This is a genomic window from uncultured Pseudoflavonifractor sp. (assembly GCA_904419835.1).
Classification (GTDB): domain Bacteria; phylum Bacillota; class Clostridia; order Oscillospirales; family Oscillospiraceae; genus Pseudoflavonifractor.
Genome location: CAJFTA010000006.1, coordinates 1 through 17,424, shown reverse-complemented (window position 1 = coordinate 17,424; position 17,424 = coordinate 1). Strand labels below are relative to the sequence as shown.

The 17,424-nt window shown below is 64.7% G+C and carries 19 protein-coding genes; 13 read left to right on the top strand and 6 right to left on the bottom strand.

Features of this window, described 5'->3' with window-relative positions:
• Window positions 1-3 precede the first annotated feature (3 nt).
• The 5 genes from remB to gyrA all read left to right on the top strand — a co-directional run bounded on the left by remB (window position 4) and on the right by gyrA (window position 6,357).
• Complete coding sequence (gene remB, locus QZY67_RS01850) at window positions 4-267, top strand: extracellular matrix regulator RemB (RefSeq protein ID WP_294534857.1); 264 nt, start codon at window positions 4-6, stop codon at window positions 265-267.
• A 43-nt stretch (window positions 268-310) separates the two neighbouring features.
• Window positions 311-727 (top strand): PH domain-containing protein, encoded by a 417-nt coding sequence (locus QZY67_RS01845; protein ID WP_294534854.1) that lies wholly within the window; start codon window positions 311-313, stop codon window positions 725-727.
• 42 nt (window positions 728-769) lie between these two features.
• A complete protein-coding gene (locus QZY67_RS01840) occupies window positions 770-1,567 on the top strand; it encodes an RsiV family protein (protein WP_295368273.1) in 798 nt (265 codons plus the stop codon).
• Window positions 1,568-1,672: 105 nt separating this feature from the next.
• Window positions 1,673-3,622, top strand: coding sequence for a DNA topoisomerase (ATP-hydrolyzing) subunit B (gene gyrB, locus QZY67_RS01835; protein ID WP_295368271.1), 1,950 nt, complete (start codon window positions 1,673-1,675; stop codon window positions 3,620-3,622).
• Window positions 3,623-3,804: 182 nt separating this feature from the next.
• The gene (gene gyrA, locus QZY67_RS01830) at window positions 3,805-6,357 is read left to right on the top strand and encodes a DNA gyrase subunit A (RefSeq protein ID WP_295368270.1); all 2,553 of its coding nucleotides are present in this window, start codon (window positions 3,805-3,807) and stop codon (window positions 6,355-6,357) included.
• Window positions 6,358-6,467: 110 nt separating this feature from the next.
• Here gyrA and QZY67_RS01825 read toward each other — a convergent pair whose 3' ends face one another.
• Entirely contained in the window at window positions 6,468-6,908 is a 441-nt protein-coding gene (locus QZY67_RS01825; RefSeq protein WP_295368269.1) for a hypothetical protein, read from the bottom strand.
• On the opposite strand from QZY67_RS01825, the gene QZY67_RS01820 reads away from it, so the two are divergent.
• From QZY67_RS01820 to QZY67_RS01810, 3 genes are all read left to right on the top strand, one after another.
• Complete coding sequence (locus QZY67_RS01820; protein ID WP_295368268.1) at window positions 6,883-7,290, top strand: SHOCT domain-containing protein; 408 nt, start codon at window positions 6,883-6,885, stop codon at window positions 7,288-7,290. The two genes, QZY67_RS01825 and QZY67_RS01820, sit on opposite strands and share 26 nt — an antisense overlap.
• A gap of 372 nt (window positions 7,291-7,662) precedes the next feature.
• Entirely contained in the window at window positions 7,663-8,103 is a 441-nt protein-coding gene (rnhA, locus tag QZY67_RS01815) for a ribonuclease HI (protein WP_295368267.1), read from the top strand.
• Window positions 8,104-8,252: 149 nt separating this feature from the next.
• Window positions 8,253-8,411, top strand: coding sequence for a hypothetical protein (locus tag QZY67_RS01810; protein WP_295368266.1), 159 nt, complete (start codon window positions 8,253-8,255; stop codon window positions 8,409-8,411).
• A 52-nt stretch (window positions 8,412-8,463) separates the two neighbouring features.
• Here the strand turns inward: QZY67_RS01810 and QZY67_RS01805 are convergent, their stop codons facing one another.
• The 5 genes from QZY67_RS01805 to rpsT all read right to left on the bottom strand — a co-directional run bounded on the left by QZY67_RS01805 (window position 8,464) and on the right by rpsT (window position 11,329).
• Window positions 8,464-8,667: a helix-turn-helix transcriptional regulator gene (locus QZY67_RS01805; RefSeq protein WP_295368265.1), complete on the bottom strand. Its 204-nt coding sequence runs from the start codon at window positions 8,665-8,667 to the stop codon at window positions 8,464-8,466.
• Entirely contained in the window at window positions 8,667-9,038 is a 372-nt protein-coding gene (locus QZY67_RS01800) for a hypothetical protein (RefSeq protein ID WP_295368264.1), read from the bottom strand. Before QZY67_RS01800 ends, QZY67_RS01805 begins: the two co-directional genes overlap by 1 nt.
• Before the next feature lie 175 nt (window positions 9,039-9,213).
• On the bottom strand, window positions 9,214-9,861 hold the full coding sequence (locus QZY67_RS01795) for a pentapeptide repeat-containing protein (RefSeq protein ID WP_295368262.1): 648 nt from the start codon (window positions 9,859-9,861) through the stop codon (window positions 9,214-9,216).
• A 150-nt stretch (window positions 9,862-10,011) separates the two neighbouring features.
• On the bottom strand, window positions 10,012-10,899 hold the full coding sequence (locus QZY67_RS01790; protein ID WP_294536815.1) for a YihY/virulence factor BrkB family protein: 888 nt from the start codon (window positions 10,897-10,899) through the stop codon (window positions 10,012-10,014).
• Between the two features lie 166 nt (window positions 10,900-11,065).
• Window positions 11,066-11,329, bottom strand: coding sequence for a 30S ribosomal protein S20 (gene rpsT / locus QZY67_RS01785; protein WP_366448924.1), 264 nt, complete (start codon window positions 11,327-11,329; stop codon window positions 11,066-11,068).
• A 231-nt stretch (window positions 11,330-11,560) separates the two neighbouring features.
• On the opposite strand from rpsT, the gene gpr reads away from it, so the two are divergent.
• The 5 genes from gpr (at window position 11,561) to QZY67_RS01760 (ending at window position 17,161) form a co-directional block, all read left to right on the top strand.
• Window positions 11,561-12,463: a GPR endopeptidase gene (gpr, locus tag QZY67_RS01780; RefSeq protein ID WP_295368261.1), complete on the top strand. Its 903-nt coding sequence runs from the start codon at window positions 11,561-11,563 to the stop codon at window positions 12,461-12,463.
• 243 nt (window positions 12,464-12,706) lie between these two features.
• Window positions 12,707-13,468, top strand: coding sequence for a zinc ribbon domain-containing protein (locus tag QZY67_RS01775; RefSeq protein WP_294536632.1), 762 nt, complete (start codon window positions 12,707-12,709; stop codon window positions 13,466-13,468).
• Window positions 13,465-14,031, top strand: a complete 567-nt coding sequence (locus QZY67_RS01770; protein WP_295368260.1) for a hypothetical protein — start codon at window positions 13,465-13,467, stop codon at window positions 14,029-14,031. The genes QZY67_RS01775 and QZY67_RS01770 overlap by 4 nt, the downstream gene beginning before the upstream one ends.
• A gap of 15 nt (window positions 14,032-14,046) precedes the next feature.
• The gene (locus QZY67_RS01765; RefSeq protein WP_294536636.1) at window positions 14,047-14,559 is read left to right on the top strand and encodes a shikimate kinase; all 513 of its coding nucleotides are present in this window, start codon (window positions 14,047-14,049) and stop codon (window positions 14,557-14,559) included.
• Between the two features lie 673 nt (window positions 14,560-15,232).
• Complete coding sequence (locus QZY67_RS01760; RefSeq protein WP_295368259.1) at window positions 15,233-17,161, top strand: DEAD/DEAH box helicase; 1,929 nt, start codon at window positions 15,233-15,235, stop codon at window positions 17,159-17,161.
• The last annotated feature ends 263 nt before the right edge of the window (window positions 17,162-17,424 follow it).

Here is a 17,424-nt window from a genome sequence, read left to right as displayed (position 1 = left end):
GCCGTGTATCTGCATTTGGGACAGTCGGTGGTGGTGCCCTACCGGGACATCATCGGCCTGTTTGACCTGGACAACGCCTCCTCCTCCCATCTGACCCGCAAATTTTTAGAGCGGGCGGAGAAGGAGGGCCGGGTAGAGGCGGTTGGCGACGACATCCCCAAGTCCTTTGTGGTCTGCGGGGACAAACGGCGGGGGCAGACCGTCTACCTCTCCCAGATGGCCACCGCCACCCTGCTCCGCCGGGCGGAAAACAACAGCTTTGAGTAAGCCCGGGGCTCCCCCGGGCGCGCGAAGGAAAGGAGCGCGGACTATGGAACCGATTACCTATCTGTGGAAGGATCGAAAGCGAATTCTGGGCCTGCCCATCACCTTTACCCGGTACCGGCTCAGCGAGGACCGGATCTTTCGGGAGACCGGCCTGCTGAACCTGAAGGAAGAGGAGGTGCTCCTCTACCGGGTGCGGGATCTGGAGCTGAAGCGCTCCCTGTTCCAGCGGATCTTCGGCGTGGGCACCGTGTGCGTCCACTCCTCGGACAAGACCACCCCCCATCTGGACCTGCTGAACATCAAAAATCCCAGGGAGGTCAAGGAGCTGCTCCACCGGCAGGTGGAGGAGAAGAAGCTGTCCCGCCGCATGCGGACCACCGAGCTGCTGGGCGGCGAGGAAGGCCAGGAGGGCGCTGAACCGGACGGCTTTATGGACGAGAACGAGGATTGTCTGGACTGACGCTCCGGCAGCGCCTCAAGAAAAAGAGATGGAGGCAGAGACATGAAGCGGCGATATCTGGCCCTTTTTCTTGGCCTGGCGCTGGCGCTGAGCGCCTGCGGCGCGGGGGAGAATGCGGGGGCGCCCGGGCAGAGCAGCCCGCCGCCCTCCCAGACTGCCCAATTGCCCGAGCCGTCCGTGCCGGCTGCGGCGGCGCCCGGAGCTGTGCCGGCGGCGGACGGGGCGACGGAGACGGCGGGCTATTCCATTGAGCGGCAGGACAGGTCGGTCCACAACAAGGACGGATCTCTGTCCCTGTCCTGGTATTATGACCTGGTGCAGCTCACCGGGGACACGGACCAGGCCCAGGCCATCAACGAGAGCCTGGGCGGCTACTGCGACAGCTTTTTTGCCGACAGCAGCGGGGAACTCCCTCTGGAGAAGCGGGCGGACGACGTATGGACCAACACAGTGGACGCCCGTGTCTCCCAGAACGGGGACGGGCTGTTCAGCGTGAGCCTGACCTGGTCCTGGTATATGGGCGGCGTGGCCAACAGCAACTGCCTGGGCCATACCTACGACCTGGCCACCGGGGAGGAGCTGGGGCTGGCCGATCTGACCAGCCAGGACCCGGACGCACTGGCGGCCACCCTGCGGGAGATTGTAAAGGCCTACATGGCCAGCCACCCGGAGGTGGACTGGTTGGAGGACGCGGCGGACATTGTGGACAGCCGCAGCCTGGAGGACATGCTCTTCTGGGTGGACGGCGGAGAGATTGTCCTGTGCTTCTCCACCTACGACCTGTCCCCCGGGGCCTGCGGCCCCACCTTTATTCCCACCGGGGTCATGGCCGAGCACTGAACCATATTGAAAACCAAAATCAGCTGTGTGTGGCGCGTGGGAGCGGACAAGGCCCGTTTCCAGGCGCCACACCCAGCGCGTATCGAAGAACAAGCGGAGGTTATTATGTCTGACGAGTTAGAACTGGAACAGAGCGCCACTCAGGTGGACCACGAGTATGGCGGCAGCGAGATTCAGGTGCTGGAGGGCCTGGAGGCCGTCCGCAAGCGGCCCGGCATGTATATCGGCTCCACCTCCTCCTCGGGCCTGCACCACCTGGTGTATGAGATCGTGGACAACTCCATCGACGAGGCCCTGGCCGGCTACTGCGACCGCATCGACGTGGCCATCCTGGAGGGGGACGTGATTTCCGTCACCGACAACGGCCGGGGCATCCCCGTGGACGTGCAGCCCCAGACCGGCCTGCCCGCCCTGGAGGTGGTGTTCACCATCCTCCACGCCGGCGGCAAGTTCGGCGGCGGCGGTTATAAGGTGTCCGGCGGCCTCCACGGCGTGGGCGCCAGCGTGGTCAACGCCCTCTCCGAGTGGCTGGAGGTGCGGGTCCACAAGGACGGCAAAATCCACGAGATGAAGTTCTCCCGTGGCAAGGTAACCCAGCCCATGACCATCGTGGGGGACACCGACCGCCACGGCACCGAGGTGGTCTTCAAGCCCGACCCCGAGATGTTTGAGGACACGGTTTACGACTATGAGATCCTCCACACCCGCATGCGGGAGGAGGCCTTCCTCAACGCTGGGCTGAAAATCGTCATCCAGGACCGCCGCCCCGGCATGGAGCAGGAGGACACCATGCACTACGAGGGCGGCATCCGGGAGTTTGTGTCCTTCATTAACAGGAACAAGACCCCCATCCACGACGGCGTCATCTACATGTCCGGCATGAAGGACGACTCCATCGCGGAAATCGCCATGCAGTACACCGACACCTACAACGAGATCCTGGTGTCCTTTGCCAACAACGTTCACACCCCCGAGGGCGGCATGCACGAGACCGGCTTCAAGCAGGCCCTGACCAACGTGCTCAACGCCTACGGCAGGAAGATGAAAATCCTCAAGGACGAGGAGAAGGTGTCCGGCGAGGACTGCCGGGAGGGCCTGACGGCGGTCATCTCGGTGAAGCTGACCGAGGCCCAGTTCGAGGGCCAGACCAAGGCCAAGCTGGGCAACGCCCACATCCGTACCCTGGTCAGCAATCTGGTCAGCGAGAAGCTGGAGGAGTTCCTGGAGGAGAACCCGTCGGTGGGCAAGGCCATCCTGGACAAGGCCCTCACCGCCTCCCGTGCCCGTGAGGCGGCCCGGAAGGCCCGGGAGTCGGTGCGGCGCAAGACCGCCCTGGGCGGCGCCGCCATGCCCGACAAGCTGCGGGACTGCAACGAGGTCAACCCCGAGCTTACCGAGCTCTACATCGTGGAGGGCGACTCCGCAGGCGGCTCGGCCACCCAGGGCCGGGACTCCCGCTTCCAGGCCATCCTCCCCCTGTGGGGCAAGATGCTCAACGTGGAGAAGGCCCGGGCCGACAAGGTCTATGGCAACGACAAGCTCCAGCCCGTCATCACCGCCCTGGGCGCGGGCATCGGCGACGAGTTCGACGTGACCAAGCTGCGCTACCACAAGGTCATCATCATGGCCGATGCCGACGTGGACGGCGCCCACATCCGTACCCTGCTGCTCACCTTCTTCTTCCGCTTCATGCGGCCCCTCATTGAGCACGGGTACGTCTACTCGGCCGTTCCCCCCCTCTACAAGCTGACCCGGGGCAAGACCACCCGGGTGGCCTTCTCCGACGAGGAGCGGGACCGGGTGTCCGCCGAGCTGAGGGGGGACAACCCCAACGCCAAGGTGGATATCTCCCGCTTCAAGGGCCTGGGCGAGATGAACCCCCACGAGCTGTGGGAGACCACCATGGACCCGGAGAAGCGCACCCTCCGCCGCATCGAGCTGGACGACGCCGTGGCCGCCGACGCCACCTTCAACGTGCTCATGGGCGAGAAGGTGGAGCCCCGGAAGGAGTTTATCGAGAAAAACGCCAAGTACGCGGTGAATCTGGACTACTAATAGAAGCGCGGAGGCGTGCGGAGCAGCACGGATGGACCGAAGCGAGGGCGGGAACCCAGGACCGGCATGCCGGGCCGGTTCACGCCCGAGTCGGAGGGAAGCCGTGCGTCGCGCAGCCGCCGCAGCGTGACAGACCCAGTGTGGAGGATAAAGAAGGCCTCTAACAAGGAGGAAATAAATTCATGAGCAAGAAGCCCCAATACGACCCGGAGGAGATCCGCTACCCCAATCAGCACATTGAGGTGTCTCCCCTGGTGCCGGAGATGGAAAAATCCTATATTGAGTACGCCATGAGCGTCATCGTGGGCCGCGCCCTGCCCGACGTGCGGGACGGCCTGAAGCCGGTGCACCGCCGCATCCTGTACGCCATGTACGAGGACAATCTGACGGCGGACAAGCCCTTCAAGAAGTCGGCCACCTGCGTGGGCGACGTGCTGGGCCGGTACCACCCCCACGGCGACGCCAGCGTCTACGACGCCCTGGTCCGCCTGGCCCAGGACTTCTCCATGCGCTATATGCTGGTGGACGGCCACGGCAACTTCGGCTCCATCGACGGCGACCCCCCGGCCGCCTACCGCTACACCGAGGCCCGGCTGAGCAAGATCTCCGACGAGATGCTCCGGGACATCGAGAAGGACACGGTGGACTGGGACCCCAACTTCGACGAGAGCCGCAAGGAGCCCAAGGTGCTCCCCTCCCGGTTCCCCAACCTGCTGGTCAACGGCTCCAGCGGCATCGCCGTTGGTATGGCCACCAACATCCCGCCCCACAACCTGACCGAGGTCATCAACGCGGTCATCTGCGTGCTGGACAACCCGGAGGCTGAGCTCTCCGACCTGATGGAGCACATCAAGGGCCCCGACTTCCCCACCAGGGGCATCATCATGGGCCGGTCCGGCATCCGGGCCGCCTACGCCACCGGCCGGGGCCGGCTGTGCGTCCGGGCCCGCACTGAGTTTGAGGAGTTCGGCAAGGACCGCGTCCGCATCATCGTCACCGAGATCCCCTACCAGGTCAACAAGCGCATGCTCATCAAGAACATGGCCGACCAGGTGGAGGACAAGCGGCTGGACGGCATCAGCGACATCCGGGACGAGTCCGACCGCAACGGCATGCGCATCGTCATCGAGCTCAAGCGGGACGCCAACCCACAGGTGGTGCTCAACCGGCTCTTCGCCCAGACCCAGCTCCAGACCACCTTTGCCATCAACATGCTGGCCCTGGTGGAGACGGGCGGCAAGCTCCAGCCCCGGATTCTCTCCCTGCGGCACATCCTGGACGAGTACATCGCCTACCAGGAGCAGGTCATCATCCGCCGCACACAGTACGACCTGAAGAAGGCCCAGGAGCGGGCCCACCTGCTGGAGGGCCTGCTCATCGCCCAGGACAACATCGACGAGGTCATCCACATCATCCGCACCAGCTACGACGACGCCAGGGATCGGCTGTGTCAGCGCTTCGGCCTGGATGAGGTCCAGGCCCAGGCCATCCTGGACATGCGCCTGAAGGCCCTCCAGGGACTGGACCGGGAGAAGCTGGAGAACGAGTACAAGGAGCTGGAGGCCCGCATCGCCTACTACCAGCAGCTGCTGGGCTCTGAGGAGATGCTGCGGGGCGTGCTGAAGGACGAGCTCACCGCCATCCGGGACAAGTACGGCGACGAGCGCGTCACCGAGATTCAGGACGTGGAGGACGAGATCGACATCGAGGATCTCATCGAGGAGGAGGAGTGCGTCTTCACCCTCACCGCCGGCGGCTATATCAAGCGCCTGCCCGCCTCCACCTACAAGACCCAGCGCCGTGGCGGCAAGGGCATCACCGCCATGGCAACCAAGGAGGAGGACTACGTGGACACGGTCTTTACCGCATCCACCCACGACTTCATCCTCTTCTTCACCAACAAGGGCCGGGTTCACCGGAAGAAGGGCTACCAGATCCCCGAGGCGGGCCGCACCGCCAAGGGCACCAATCTGGTGAACATCCTGCCCGTGGAGAGCGGCGAGAAGGTCACCGCCATGATCCACCTGCGGGAGTTCCCCGAGGACCGGTATCTGGCCATGGTCACCCGGAACGGCACCGTCAAGCGCATCCAGCTCTCCGCCATCAACACCGCCCGCAAGGCGGGCATCCGCTGCATCACCCTGGACGAGGGGGACGAGCTCATCGCCGTCCGGGAGACCGACGGCGACCAGGCCATCCTCATCGCCACCCACGACGGCATGTCCATCTGCTTCAAGGAGACCGACGTGCGCTGCATGGGCCGGGACGCCTGCGGCGTCCGGGGCATCAAGCTCCGTAAGGGGGACTACGTCATCGGCGCGGCCCGGGCCAAGCATGACCACCAGGTCCTCATGGTCACCGAGAACGGCTACGGCAAGCGGACCGACATGGACGAGTATATCCGCTCCGACGGCCCCCAGAACCGGGGCGGCTACGGCCTGAAGGGCTATAACGTCACCGAGAAGACCGGCCCCGTGGTGGGCGTCAAGGTGGTCAGCGACGCCGACGACATCCTTGTCATCAACGACGCGGGCGTCATCATCCGTATGGCGGTGTCCGGCATCTCCACCTACGGCCGCGCCGCCCAGGGCGTGAAGCTGATGAACCTGGATGAAGGTGTAAAGGTGATCTCCTTTGCAAGAACAGACCACGAGGAGGAAGAGTCCGACCAGGAGGCAAAAAATTCCAGTACTGACGCCTCCGTTTCCACACCTTCCGACAGCGCTGTGGAGTAAAAAGCAGCGGCTATAACGCTTCCGGCGACCGTGGGCGGGGCTGAACGCCCCGCCCCTGGATGGCGCAGAGCGGTTCTGTCCCCAAAACCCGGCCCTGATGTGGAAAAAAATCAGGCTCTGACGAAGAAAGGAGCATGGAGATGGAGGAGCTTCGCCGCCTGAAGCGCCGTCTGCTGATGGTGCTGCCCGGCGGGCCCTGCACCGCCGCGGGCATCCTGCTGCTGCTGTCCGACTGGAAGAAGCTGCGCCCCCACCGGGACGTGCTGCGGCAGCTGGGCCTGGTGCTGCTGGCCGTGGCCGGCGGCATGGCCTGCCTTGCGGGCGTGGTCTCCTTCCTGATGAAGGGCGGCGGTGAGCTGGCGCTGGATCTGCTGCTGCTGGGGGTGCTGTCGGTGGTGTCCGGCGTGTGGGAACTGCGTGAGGCCGCCGCCGGAGGCCAAAACCTGTTTTCCAAGCCCCAAAAGAAGAAAAAAGAAAAAAGCGCCGCTGAAACGCGGCGCCCGCCGTGGAGAAAAGGAGGAGCCTATGAACCGCCGCAGACGCAGACGCATGACAGTCCGCCCCAGCAAGAGCATGATCACCTTCAGCCGGGTGATGGCCGGAGTTTTTGCCGTCATCGGCCTGGCCTTTCTGACCCAGAGCGTGCAGATGATGGGACAGTTCGGAGGCGGCTTGGGGCTGATAGGGGTGCTGGTGCCCCTGGTATTTGTGGGCGTGGGTATTTTCGGCGCCTGCAACAAGAAGGGCCTGTATTTCTCCTACGAGTGGAGCATCGACGAGGAGACCGAGGGGGATTCCCCTGCGTCCTCGGGCGGCGCTTCCGCTTCCAGCGCCGAGGAGCGGCTGGCCGAGCTCCAGCGGCTCTATGACCAGCGCCTCATCACCGCCCGGGAGTTTGAGGAGAAGCGGCAGGAGATTCTCCGGGACCTGTAAGCGCCTGCGGCCGTCGGAAAAGGTGCGGGCACCTTTTCCGCGTGAGATGCAGTCCGCCGCGCGCAGTATTTGTCCGCTCAATGCGGACAAATACCACACTTGCGGCCTGAGCAGTGTTTTCTCCGAGGCATATGTCCCCGGAGAAAACAGATTTCACTTTCTTCGCGCCTGCGGGCGCGAACTCTGCGAGGCTTTTTTAACAAGCTGAGCCTTCCCGTGGGAAGGCAGAGATAGGAGCACTATGAAAACCGTTACCATCTATACCGACGGCGGCATTTGCTGCGCAAATGCGGGAAATGTCCGGCCCGGATCCCGCCGCAGGCGGCGGAACCGCCGGGTATGGACAACAGGCGCCGCCGGAAGGGAGCGAGCATGAAAACCGTTATCATCTACACCGACGGCGCCTGTTCGGGCAACCCCGGCCCGGGGGGCTGGGGGGCCATTCTGATGTACGGCACGTTCAAAAAGGAGCTCTCCGGCGGCGAGAGCCACACCACCAACAACCGCATGGAGCTGACCGGGGTTATCACCGCCCTGGAGGCCCTGAAGGAGCCCTGCGTGGTGGAGCTGTACTCCGACTCCAAGTACGTCATCGACGCCCTGGAGAAGGGCTGGGCCAGGAGCTGGAAGGCCAGGGGCTGGGTGAAGGCGGACAAGAAGCCCGCATTGAACCCGGACCTGTGGGAGCGCCTACTGGAGCTGTGTGAGCGCCACACCGTCAACCTCCACTGGGTCAAGGGCCACGCCAGCAACCCGTACAACAACCGCTGCGACGAATTAGCGGTTGCAGAGAGCAAGAAGTACAAGGCCTGAGGCCCTTGACCCACATTGGGGTCCCCGCACGAGCCCAGCGCAGCGGGTCGTGTGGAAATGGGGCCCCCAGAAAAGAGCCTTGCGCTTTTCTGGGGAGAGGAGGGGCAGCGAAGCGAGCGAGTTTTTCCGTTTACGGGGAAACGAGGGATGTGGAGCTTGTCCCGACGATGAGCGGCGGAGTGAGCGAGGCCTGCCGCCTGCGGCGGGCTGAGGGATACGGAGCTTGCGACGACGCGGGCCACGCCAGCAACCCGTACAACAACCGCTGCGACGAATTGGCGGTGGCGGAGAGCAGGAAGTATAAATAACAAAACAGCCTGGATCGCTGGAAATATCCAGCAATCCGGGCTGTTTTATCAATTATTCAAAGAAGAACAGGGACTCAATGGGGGTGGCAAGTACCTTGGAGATATCCATGGCCAGCTTGAGGGAGGGGTTGTATTTCCCGGCCTCCAGCCGGAGGATGGTCTCCCGGCGCACACCCACCCTGGCGGCCAGCTCCTCCTGGGTCAGGCCGGCCAGGACGCGGTATTTCTTAATCTCACAGCGGAAGGGCTCGCCCATCAGTCCACCGCCCTGTCCAGCACCAGCGTGAGCACCGGCGAGAGGATCATCCCCAGGGCGTACCCCAGGGAGCCCACCAGCAACACGGCGTCCGCCCCCACGCCCCGATCCAGCAGAAAGAGCAGGAGGAAGGAGAGCAGGGTAAAGAAGGTCAGCAGCAGCATGCCCGCCCGGCGGCGGTTGGAAAGCAGGCGCTCGTCCACGCCCCCTTTCTCCAGCAGATGCCAGAAAAAGAAGGCCAGAAAGCCGAAGAAGATGAAAAAGAAGTAGTTGGGGCTGCCATCGTGCTTGGGCAGGAAGCCCAGCAGGCCAAACAGGCTGAAAAGGCTGAACCAGGGCGACACGGCGCGGATAGTACGGGCGCGATCCATAAAGCTATCTCCTTCCATATGATAAATATATCACTTTATATGATAAATATATCACATCACGCCGGATCTGTCAACCGCGGATTTGGCCGAAATGGACGCGATGATACAACAAAAACGGGGTGGATCACCGGAAATTCAGGTGATCCACCCCGTTTCTGATCAGAAAGTGCGGTTTTTATTCCTTAATGATAACCCCGAACCGGCGGGCCAGCTGAGCGGCCTGAAACAGGTCCATGACCGCCCCCCTCACCTCCCCGGCGGAGGCGGAGAACACCGGCTCCGTCAGGGTGCAGGAGGTCAGATCCACCCCGGCCAGGGGGGTCTGGAAAAAGTTGACCCGGGTGAGGGCGCACCGCTCCAGGGTCAGGCCCTTCACCCGGCAGCCGGACAGGGCAGTCTCCTCCATGGAGCAGTCCCGAAAGGCCGCGTCCCGGAGGGCGGCGGCGTTGCAGTTGGTCAGGTCCAGCCGGCAGCGGGAGAAGGACACGTCCCGCAGGCCTGCGCCGGAGAAATCCGCCCCCAGGGCCTTGCAGTCCTCAAAGGCGCACCGGGTCAGGCTGGCCCTGGTGAAGCGGCACCGGGACAGGTCGCAGTCCTGAAACAGCACATCCCGGAAGGTGGCGGCGGCAAAGCCGCACCCGGTCAGCCTGCACCGGACAAACCGGCAGCCGGACAGCTCCACCCCGGCCAGATCATTCCCCGTGACGGTCTGGCCCACAAAGTCCATGCCCTCCAGCCACTCTCCCTCCTCAATGGCCGCCGGGGCCTGGGAGAGAAACACCCCCGGCTCCCCTGCCGGGGGCAGAACCGGTGCTTTTGCCATATGTACCCCTCCCTTTTCCTATACCAACAGGGTACCACGCCCGGCGGGAGAATACAAGCCTGGACAAAAGACCCCGGGAACAGCCAGATTTTGGCTGTTCCCAGGGCTGAGACGGATATTCCACCATTTTGCGGTCTGATGTGGAAAACGTCACCCCAGCTGATCGGGGGAATAGGCGTCCCGCTTCAGTTTCTGGAGGTAGCGGACCTTTTTCCGCCGGTACCACACGCAGTTGAACACATTGCCCAGAATGAGGATATTGCCGCACAGGTAGAGCCACAGCAGCAGGATGACCACCGAGGTCAGGGACCCGTACACCAGGGAGTACCGGGAGGACATGCCGATAAACCAGGAGAACAGCACTGAGGAGGCCACCAGGGCGGCGGAGGCCAGGACGGCCCCGGTGAGGAGAGGGGGCCGGGGCCTGCCCCTGGGGGCGGCCATGCGGTACACCAGCAGCACGAACAGCAGCACCAGGCAGAACAGGATAAGAAAGCGGATCCATTGCCAGTCCCAGGGCAGAGCGCCGGGGTCGAGGTGGAAGAAGTCCTCCACCAGAGTAAACAGCCAGCTCCCTGTAAGCACCACCACCAGAGACAGGTAGATGGTGACCAGGAACAGCACGGAGAAGAGTACGCTGGCGATAATCTGGAAGATTCCGGTGTAGGTCTTGCGCTCGTAGATGTCGCTCATGATGTTCATCAATGCCCGGAAGGCGGCGGAGGCGGAGAACAGCGTGGCGGTCAGGCCGGCCACCAGCATGCCGGTGGACTGGTTGGTGCTGATATACCCCACGTACTCACCCACCACGTCCAGAGTGCCCCGGGGGAGAAACTCCTCAATGCCGCTGAGCAGCTCCACCGGGTCCAGCCTCAGCAGTCCCACAAAGCCGTTGACGCAGATAAGCACCGGAAAAATGGTGAGAATCAGAAAATAGGCCAGCTCTGCCGCAGAGCGGGACACGTTTTTGCTGAAATACATCTCCACCATTTCCCGGATAAACCGCACCGGACTGGACTCCCAAAGCGCTCTCATCATACAACCGCCTCCCTTCTCCGGCCCCGGGGCGGGCCTCCGATATGACAGTCCTGATTCTATCATATTCCCCGACTTTGGACAAATTACACTTGAAAAAGGGAGAAAAGACAAAAAACCGCCTGCTTCAAAAGCAGGCGGCTCTTCATTCCGCTCTCTCTAAGCGCGCTCAGGCCAGCTTGTTGAGCTTGATGGTCATGCTGCTCTTCTTGCGCGCGGCGTTGTTGCGGTGCAGCAGGCCGTGACCCACAGCCTTGTCCACAGCCTTGACAGCCACCTTGTAAGCGCCCTCGGCCTCGCTGCGGTTGCCCTCGGCCACTGCGGCCTCAAACTTCTTCAGATCAGTCTTCATGGCGGACTTTACGGCCTTGTTCTGCGCGGCCTTGGTCTCGTTGACCAGCACACGCTTCTTGGCAGACTTAATATTCGGCAAACCAAACACCTCCTCCGATGACGATTAACGTATCTGCAATACGCATAGTTTGCCCGTAGCAGATTTATATTGTACCAGCACAAGAGGAAAAATGCAAGAATAAATTAAAAAAATTTGTCCACTTTTTGAATAGACAGGGCCCAGACGCTAAAAATAGTGCTTACATACGAAAAAAATACCATATGTAGAGGGCGGCGGAGCCTCTGATTTTGGAGAAAGGGTGAAAAAGAAGTGCTTGGACGGAGAACGGACCTGGCGCTGGAGGCCAAGGCCATCTGGGAAGAGGGCGCCTGCGGGGGCGAGCTGAAGGGGGTGGAGACCCGGGAGACGGAGCGGGAGGGCTTCGCCGTGACCCGGGTGGACATTCTGGACGGCCGGGGGGCCCGGGCCCTGGGCAAGCCGGAGGGGGCCTATGTGACGGTGGAGCTGGACCGCCTGGAGCGCCGGGAGAAGGACGCCTTCGGACGGGCGGCCCGGGCGGTGGCGGCGGAGCTGCGGGCGCTGCTGAAGCTGAAGCCGGGGGAGAGCGTGCTGGTGGTGGGTCTGGGTAACCGGGCCATCACCCCCGACGCGGTGGGCCCCCTGGCGGTGGGGAACACCCTGGTCACCCGCCACCTGGTGGAGAAGCTGCCGGAGCACTTCGGGTCCTTCCGGCCGGTGTCCGCCCTGGCGGCGGGGGTGCTGGGCACCACCGGCGTGGAGAGCGGCGAGCTGGCGGCGGCGGTGGCGGCGGCGGTCCGTCCCGCCCGGGTGGTGGCGGTGGACGCCCTGGCCTCCCGCAGCCTGTCCCGGCTGTGCCGCACGGTCCAGATTGCGGACACCGGCATTGTCCCCGGCTCCGGGGTGGGCAACGCCCGGGCCGCCCTGAACAAGGAGACCCTGGGCGTGCCGGTCATCGCGGTGGGGGTGCCCACGGTGGTGGACGCGGCCACCCTCTGCGCCGACGTGCTGGCGGAGGCGGGCCGGCCCGGCCTGGACCCGGGCGCTCTGGGGAGCGGCGGCAGAGGGGTCATCGTCACCCCGCGGGAGATTGACAGCCAGGTGGCCGACATCTCCAAGGTCATCGGCTACGGTCTGAGCCTGGCCCTCCAGGAGGGCCTCACCGTGGACGACGTGGAGATGTTCCTCAGCTGAGGGGGCACTTCCATTTCCCGGGGAAATTTGGTATAATAGCCGCAAAGCGGCTCAGCCCGTCAAAAAGCCTTGGTTGAACAGAATCGGGCTGTGTCGGGGCGGGGGAGCGCGAGGGGACAGCCGCCCGCCTCGCGTGGAATCGAATGCCCCAGAAACCGGCTGATGATACCATTCATGGAATTATCACAAAGCCGCAATCAGCCGCCCGGTCCGGCCGGGCGGAAGACCGGAGGAATTCCACCAGTGAAACGGATCAAGTGCGACAACTGCGGCAAGCGCTACGACGCCGGCGCCCACGACTTCTGTCCCAGGTGCGGCCGCCGGGCCCCCCGGACGGAGACCGGGGGCAACACAGGCCATTTTCAGTTCACCGAGCCCCCGGTCCGGGAGCCGGACCAGCCGCCTGTGGAGCCGCCCGGGGCCGCTGCGTCCCGGCGCGGCGGCGTCCTGGTGCTCCGCCTGCTCATTGTCCTGGGGCTGGCGGTCTGCGCGGGGCTCATCGTCTGGGGCGTGGCGCGGAGCATGCCGGCAGCTCCCCAGGCCATCGCCCTGGTGGAGGAGGCGGAGAGCCCCTTTGCCGTGGGCGCGCTGACGGTGGAGGTGGAGGATGTGTCCTGGGTGGACCTGGACCGGAACTCCCGGCTGTGGTGGTCCGGCTTTGACCTGCTGGCGGTGGACGTGACCGTCACCGGCGGGGACGAGGTGGACTGGGACTACCCCACCGGCGAGATCTACCTCTCCCTGGAGGGCGGGCACTACCTCCCGGTTCTGGAGGACTCCACCGCCATCGAGATGCTCTCGGACATGGGCGTGGAGGCCATGACCGCCTACGACCTGACATGGTGGGAACCTGCGGAGGGCTCTCTGCTGTTCTACGTGCCCAAGGGCTTTGAGCGGGCGGAGCTGTGCCTGGAGGAGCGGACTGGAAGGGATGAAAAGGAGCGGGTGGAGGCCATCCATACATACAGCCTGACCCTGCCCGCACGGGAGGAGGAGACGCCGTGAGAAAGCACTGTGCCCAATGCGGAAAGAGCTGGCTGGGCCGGCGGAGCACCTGCCCCCGGTGCGGCTCCGGCCAGGTCTATGAGAGCGGCGGCGGCTGGGAGAAGCCGGCGCTCATCGCCGTGGCGGCGGCCGTTGTGCTCATTGCCGCGGCCCTCTTTGCCACCAGGGAGGACGGCTACTGGCACGAGACGGCCATCTCCGCCCATATGGTCTCCGCCGTGCGGGAGGGGCCCTCGGAGGAGTACGAGGACGAGAGCCTGTGGCGAGTCCAGGTGGAGGTGGAGAACCAGGGAAATTTTGACGCCTGGATCAGCCTGGACTACTTCGATTTTTACGACGAAGAGGACTGGTGGCTGGAGTGCGAGCCGGACTACCCGGTCTATGTGGCCGACGAGGACCGGCAGGCCTGGCATGAGGTGTGGCTCCCGGCCGGGCGGAGCACCCAGCTGGCGTGCACTGTCTCCGTGCCCGACGGGGCGGAGGAGCTGGTGATGGAGTACTCCACCCAGAACTACGGCACCGGCCGGGCCAGGACATCCCTCTCCCTGACCGGGGGAACGTAAAAAGGAGCGAAGCAAGTGGATAATATCATTCTCATCGGCATGCCCGGCTCAGGCAAGAGCACCGTGGGCGTGCTGCTGGCCAAGACCCTGGGCTATGGCTTTCTTGACACCGACCTGACCATCCAGCAGCGGGAGGGGGCCCTCCTCCAGGAGATTCTGGACCAGCGGGGGCTGGAGGCCTTCCTGGACGCGGAGGAGGCGGCCATCTGCTCGGTGAAATGTGCCGGGACGGTCATCGCCCCCGGGGGCAGCGCGGTGTGCCGGGCGGGGGCCATCGGGCACCTGAAGACGCTGGGGACGGTGGTGTACCTGCGGGTGTCCCTGGAGGAGCTGGAGGGGCGGATTAGCAATATGAGCACCCGGGGCATCGCCCTCTCCCCCGGCCAGACCCTGGCCGACCTGTATCACTACCGCGCGCCCCTGTACGAGAAGTACGCCGACGTCACCGTGGACGCCAGCGGCCAGACCCTGGAGGAGACGGTGGCCGCCGTGCTCCGGGCCCTCATCGCCCGCCGGGACGGGGAGTAACGAAGCCTTCCCCCGGGGGAAGGTGCCCCAGTGCGCACACTGGGGCGGATGAGGGGAAAGCTGACAGAATGCATCTAGCTTGCGGCGACGATGCCTCCGGCGGGGTACTTTTCTCCGGCGAAAAGTACCCAAAAGCCGCCAGGGGGCAACAGGCGCAGATCGGCTTTGACAAGCCTTATGCGCCCGTTTCCCCCTGGTACCCCCTTCGGAGACGCGTCCGGCGGCGGTGGTGTCCAAGCAGCCGCCGAACTTGAAAGTAGTTGCTTGCCGGTTCGGCTGTTTGGCGTCGTAACTGCTTAGCCCGAGCAGCGTTACCCGCCCAGACTTGAAACTAGTTGCGGTTCAAGAACCTTTCTCAATGCCGCCCAAAGTCTCTGCGTTGTATTTCAGCGTTTACCCGAGCGGGTCTGGCGGGTAAAGGCATCCCCGCATCTCCACTGGTAATATTCCGGGATATGTGTTATACTAAGTAAAGATACGGGGCGGTGCGGAGCCGCCCCGGCCGGTACGCCGCAATACGGGAACCGCCAGACACCCCCGCCGGGAGGCCCTTTTTCCGGGGGGTGTCTTTTTGACGGCCTGCCGGCGGCGGCGGTCCGGGCCCCGGCCATGGCGCCGGCAGGCCAGACGGAACCGCCCTCCGCAAATATTTGACAAAGGAATTGTGTGTTGTATGACCTTTCGTGAACTGGGCCTGACCCAATCCATTCTCAAGGCCCTGGCCGAGCTGGGCTATGAAAAGCCCTCCCCCATCCAGGAGAAGGCCATCCCCCCCGCCCTGGCCGGGCGGGACGTGCTGGGCTGCGCCCAGACCGGCACAGGCAAGACCTGCGCCTTCGCCGCCCCCATCCTCCAGCGGCTCAGCGGGACCGTCCCCGCCGGGCGGCCCATCCGCTCCCTCGTCCTCACCCCCACCCGGGAGCTGGCCCTCCAGATTCAGGAGAGCTTTGAGGCCTACGGCAGGCACCTGCCCCTCCGCTCCGCCGTCATTTTCGGCGGCGTGGGCCAGCAGCCCCAGGTGGACAAGCTGAAAAAAGGCGTGGACATTCTGGTGGCCACCCCCGGCCGCCTGCTGGACCTCCAGGGCCAGGGCTATGTGGACCTGTCCAGGCTGGAGATTTTCGTCCTGGACGAGGCCGACCGGATGCTGGACATGGGCTTCATCCACGATGTGCGCCGGGTGCTCAAGCTGCTGCCCGCCGTGAAGCAGACCCTCTTTTTCTCCGCCACCATGCCCCCCGAGGTCATGGACCTGGTCAACGGCCTGCTGAAAAACCCGGTAAAGGTGGCGGTGGACCCGGTGTCCTCCCCGGTGGAGATCATCGACCAGAGCGTCTACCTGGTGGACAAGGGCAACAAGACCAGGCTCCTGGCCTGGCTGGTGGAGGGGCTGGACGTGAAGAACGCCATCGTATTCACCCGCACCAAGCACGGAGCCAACAAGGTGGCCGGGGACCTGGTGAAGGCGGGCATCACCGCCGCCGCCATCCACGGCAACAAGAGCCAGACCGCCCGGCAGCAGGCCCTGGCCGACTTCAAGGCGGGCAAGGTGCGGTGCCTGGTGGCCACCGACATCGCCGCCCGGGGCCTGGACATTGAAGAGCTGTCCCACGTGTTCAACTACAACCTGCCCGAGGTGCCCGAGACCTATGTCCACCGCATCGGCCGCACCGGCCGTGCCGGCCGGGGGGGTACCGCCGTGTCCTTCTGCGACTTCGGCGAGCAGGAGTATCTGAAGGGGATTGAAAAGCTCATCGGCCGCAAGGTGCCGGTGGTCAGAAACAACCCCTGGCCCATGGAGGTCTTTGAGGCCCCCAGGGACGCCAAGGGCCGCCCGGTAAACGCCGACGACGCCGAGGCCCGTGCCGCCGCCAAGGAGCGCCGCCGCGCCCGCGACGCGGCCAACAAGGCCGCCGCCGGGGCCCGCAAGGCAAAGCAGCAGGCCGTTTCCGCTCCGGTGGAGGAGCCCATCCCCGCCCCTGAGGCGGCGGAGGCGGCCGCCAAGAAGCGCCGCCGCCGGAAGAAGAAGGCGGGCCAGAGCGGAGAGGCGGAGCAGGCCCTCCCTGTGGCCGTCCAGGCCCCCGGGCCCGGACCGGAGCCTGAGCAGCCCAAAAAGAAGAGCCGCCGGGGCGTCCGGCAGCAGCGGCTGGAGGACACCGTGCCCGCCCAGCCCAGCCAGCCCCAGACCGATTTCTATAAGCCCAACCCCCTGGACGGGGACGTGATTCTGGACGCCACCGCCCGCCTCCTGGCCCCCCGGCCCCGGACACTGAGCCGCCCCGCCGCCCCCCGCGGGGAGGAGGAGAAGAAGGCCCCCCGGAAGAAGAAGGCGGCGCCCCAGGCGTCCCCCGACCGCCCCAGACAGGAGAAGAAGGCCCAGGAGCAGGCCCCCGCCCGGCCCAGGAAGGAGAAGCGGACGGAGAAGCCCGCCGCCATCAGGCAGGAGCCGTCCAAAGGCGACGGCCGCCGGGAGGACAGCAGGCGCCGCAGCCGGGGCCGCCGGAACGGTCCCCCGGAAATGATGTTCCGCCGGGACAGCCAGAAGGACTCCACCGAGCAGCCCAGCCTGATGAAGCCCTACTATATGACCCCCAACGACTGAGTAGGCGGTACAAGCGCAGCAGAGAAGAGCGCCCCCCGGAGCGGAGACAATATCCGCCCCGGGGGGCTGTATTTTTGCGCGGATGGGGCGGAAAACCCCATGCAGCCGGAATGCAGAAAAATGCCGGGCCCCTCACAGGGCCCGGCATCAGCGTGTCGAAAAAACTCAGTTTAAAAGGACCCGCCTGAACTGGGGCGGGGGAGCGCGAGGGGGCAGCCGCCCGCCTCGCGTGGAATCGAATGCCCCGCAATGCCTTGCCGCGC

Excerpts from the sequence above, each read along its gene's own strand:
- QZY67_RS01845 (WP_294534854.1), top strand. The coding sequence starts at position 311 with ATGGAACCGATTACCTATCTGTGGAAGGATCGAAAGCGAATTCTGGGC.
- QZY67_RS01840 (WP_295368273.1), top strand. The coding sequence starts at position 770 with ATGAAGCGGCGATATCTGGCCCTTTTTCTTGGCCTGGCGCTGGCGCTG.
- gyrB (WP_295368271.1), top strand. The coding sequence starts at position 1,673 with ATGTCTGACGAGTTAGAACTGGAACAGAGCGCCACTCAGGTGGACCAC.
- gyrA (WP_295368270.1), top strand. The coding sequence starts at position 3,805 with ATGAGCAAGAAGCCCCAATACGACCCGGAGGAGATCCGCTACCCCAAT.
- QZY67_RS01820 (WP_295368268.1), top strand. The coding sequence starts at position 6,883 with ATGAACCGCCGCAGACGCAGACGCATGACAGTCCGCCCCAGCAAGAGC.
- QZY67_RS01825 (WP_295368269.1), bottom strand. The coding sequence starts at position 6,908 with ATGCGTCTGCGTCTGCGGCGGTTCATAGGCTCCTCCTTTTCTCCACGG.
- rnhA (WP_295368267.1), top strand. The coding sequence starts at position 7,663 with ATGAAAACCGTTATCATCTACACCGACGGCGCCTGTTCGGGCAACCCC.
- QZY67_RS01805 (WP_295368265.1), bottom strand. The coding sequence starts at position 8,667 with ATGGGCGAGCCCTTCCGCTGTGAGATTAAGAAATACCGCGTCCTGGCC.
- QZY67_RS01800 (WP_295368264.1), bottom strand. The coding sequence starts at position 9,038 with ATGGATCGCGCCCGTACTATCCGCGCCGTGTCGCCCTGGTTCAGCCTT.
- QZY67_RS01795 (WP_295368262.1), bottom strand. The coding sequence starts at position 9,861 with ATGGCAAAAGCACCGGTTCTGCCCCCGGCAGGGGAGCCGGGGGTGTTT.
- QZY67_RS01790 (WP_294536815.1), bottom strand. The coding sequence starts at position 10,899 with ATGATGAGAGCGCTTTGGGAGTCCAGTCCGGTGCGGTTTATCCGGGAA.
- QZY67_RS01760 (WP_295368259.1), top strand. The coding sequence starts at position 15,233 with ATGACCTTTCGTGAACTGGGCCTGACCCAATCCATTCTCAAGGCCCTG.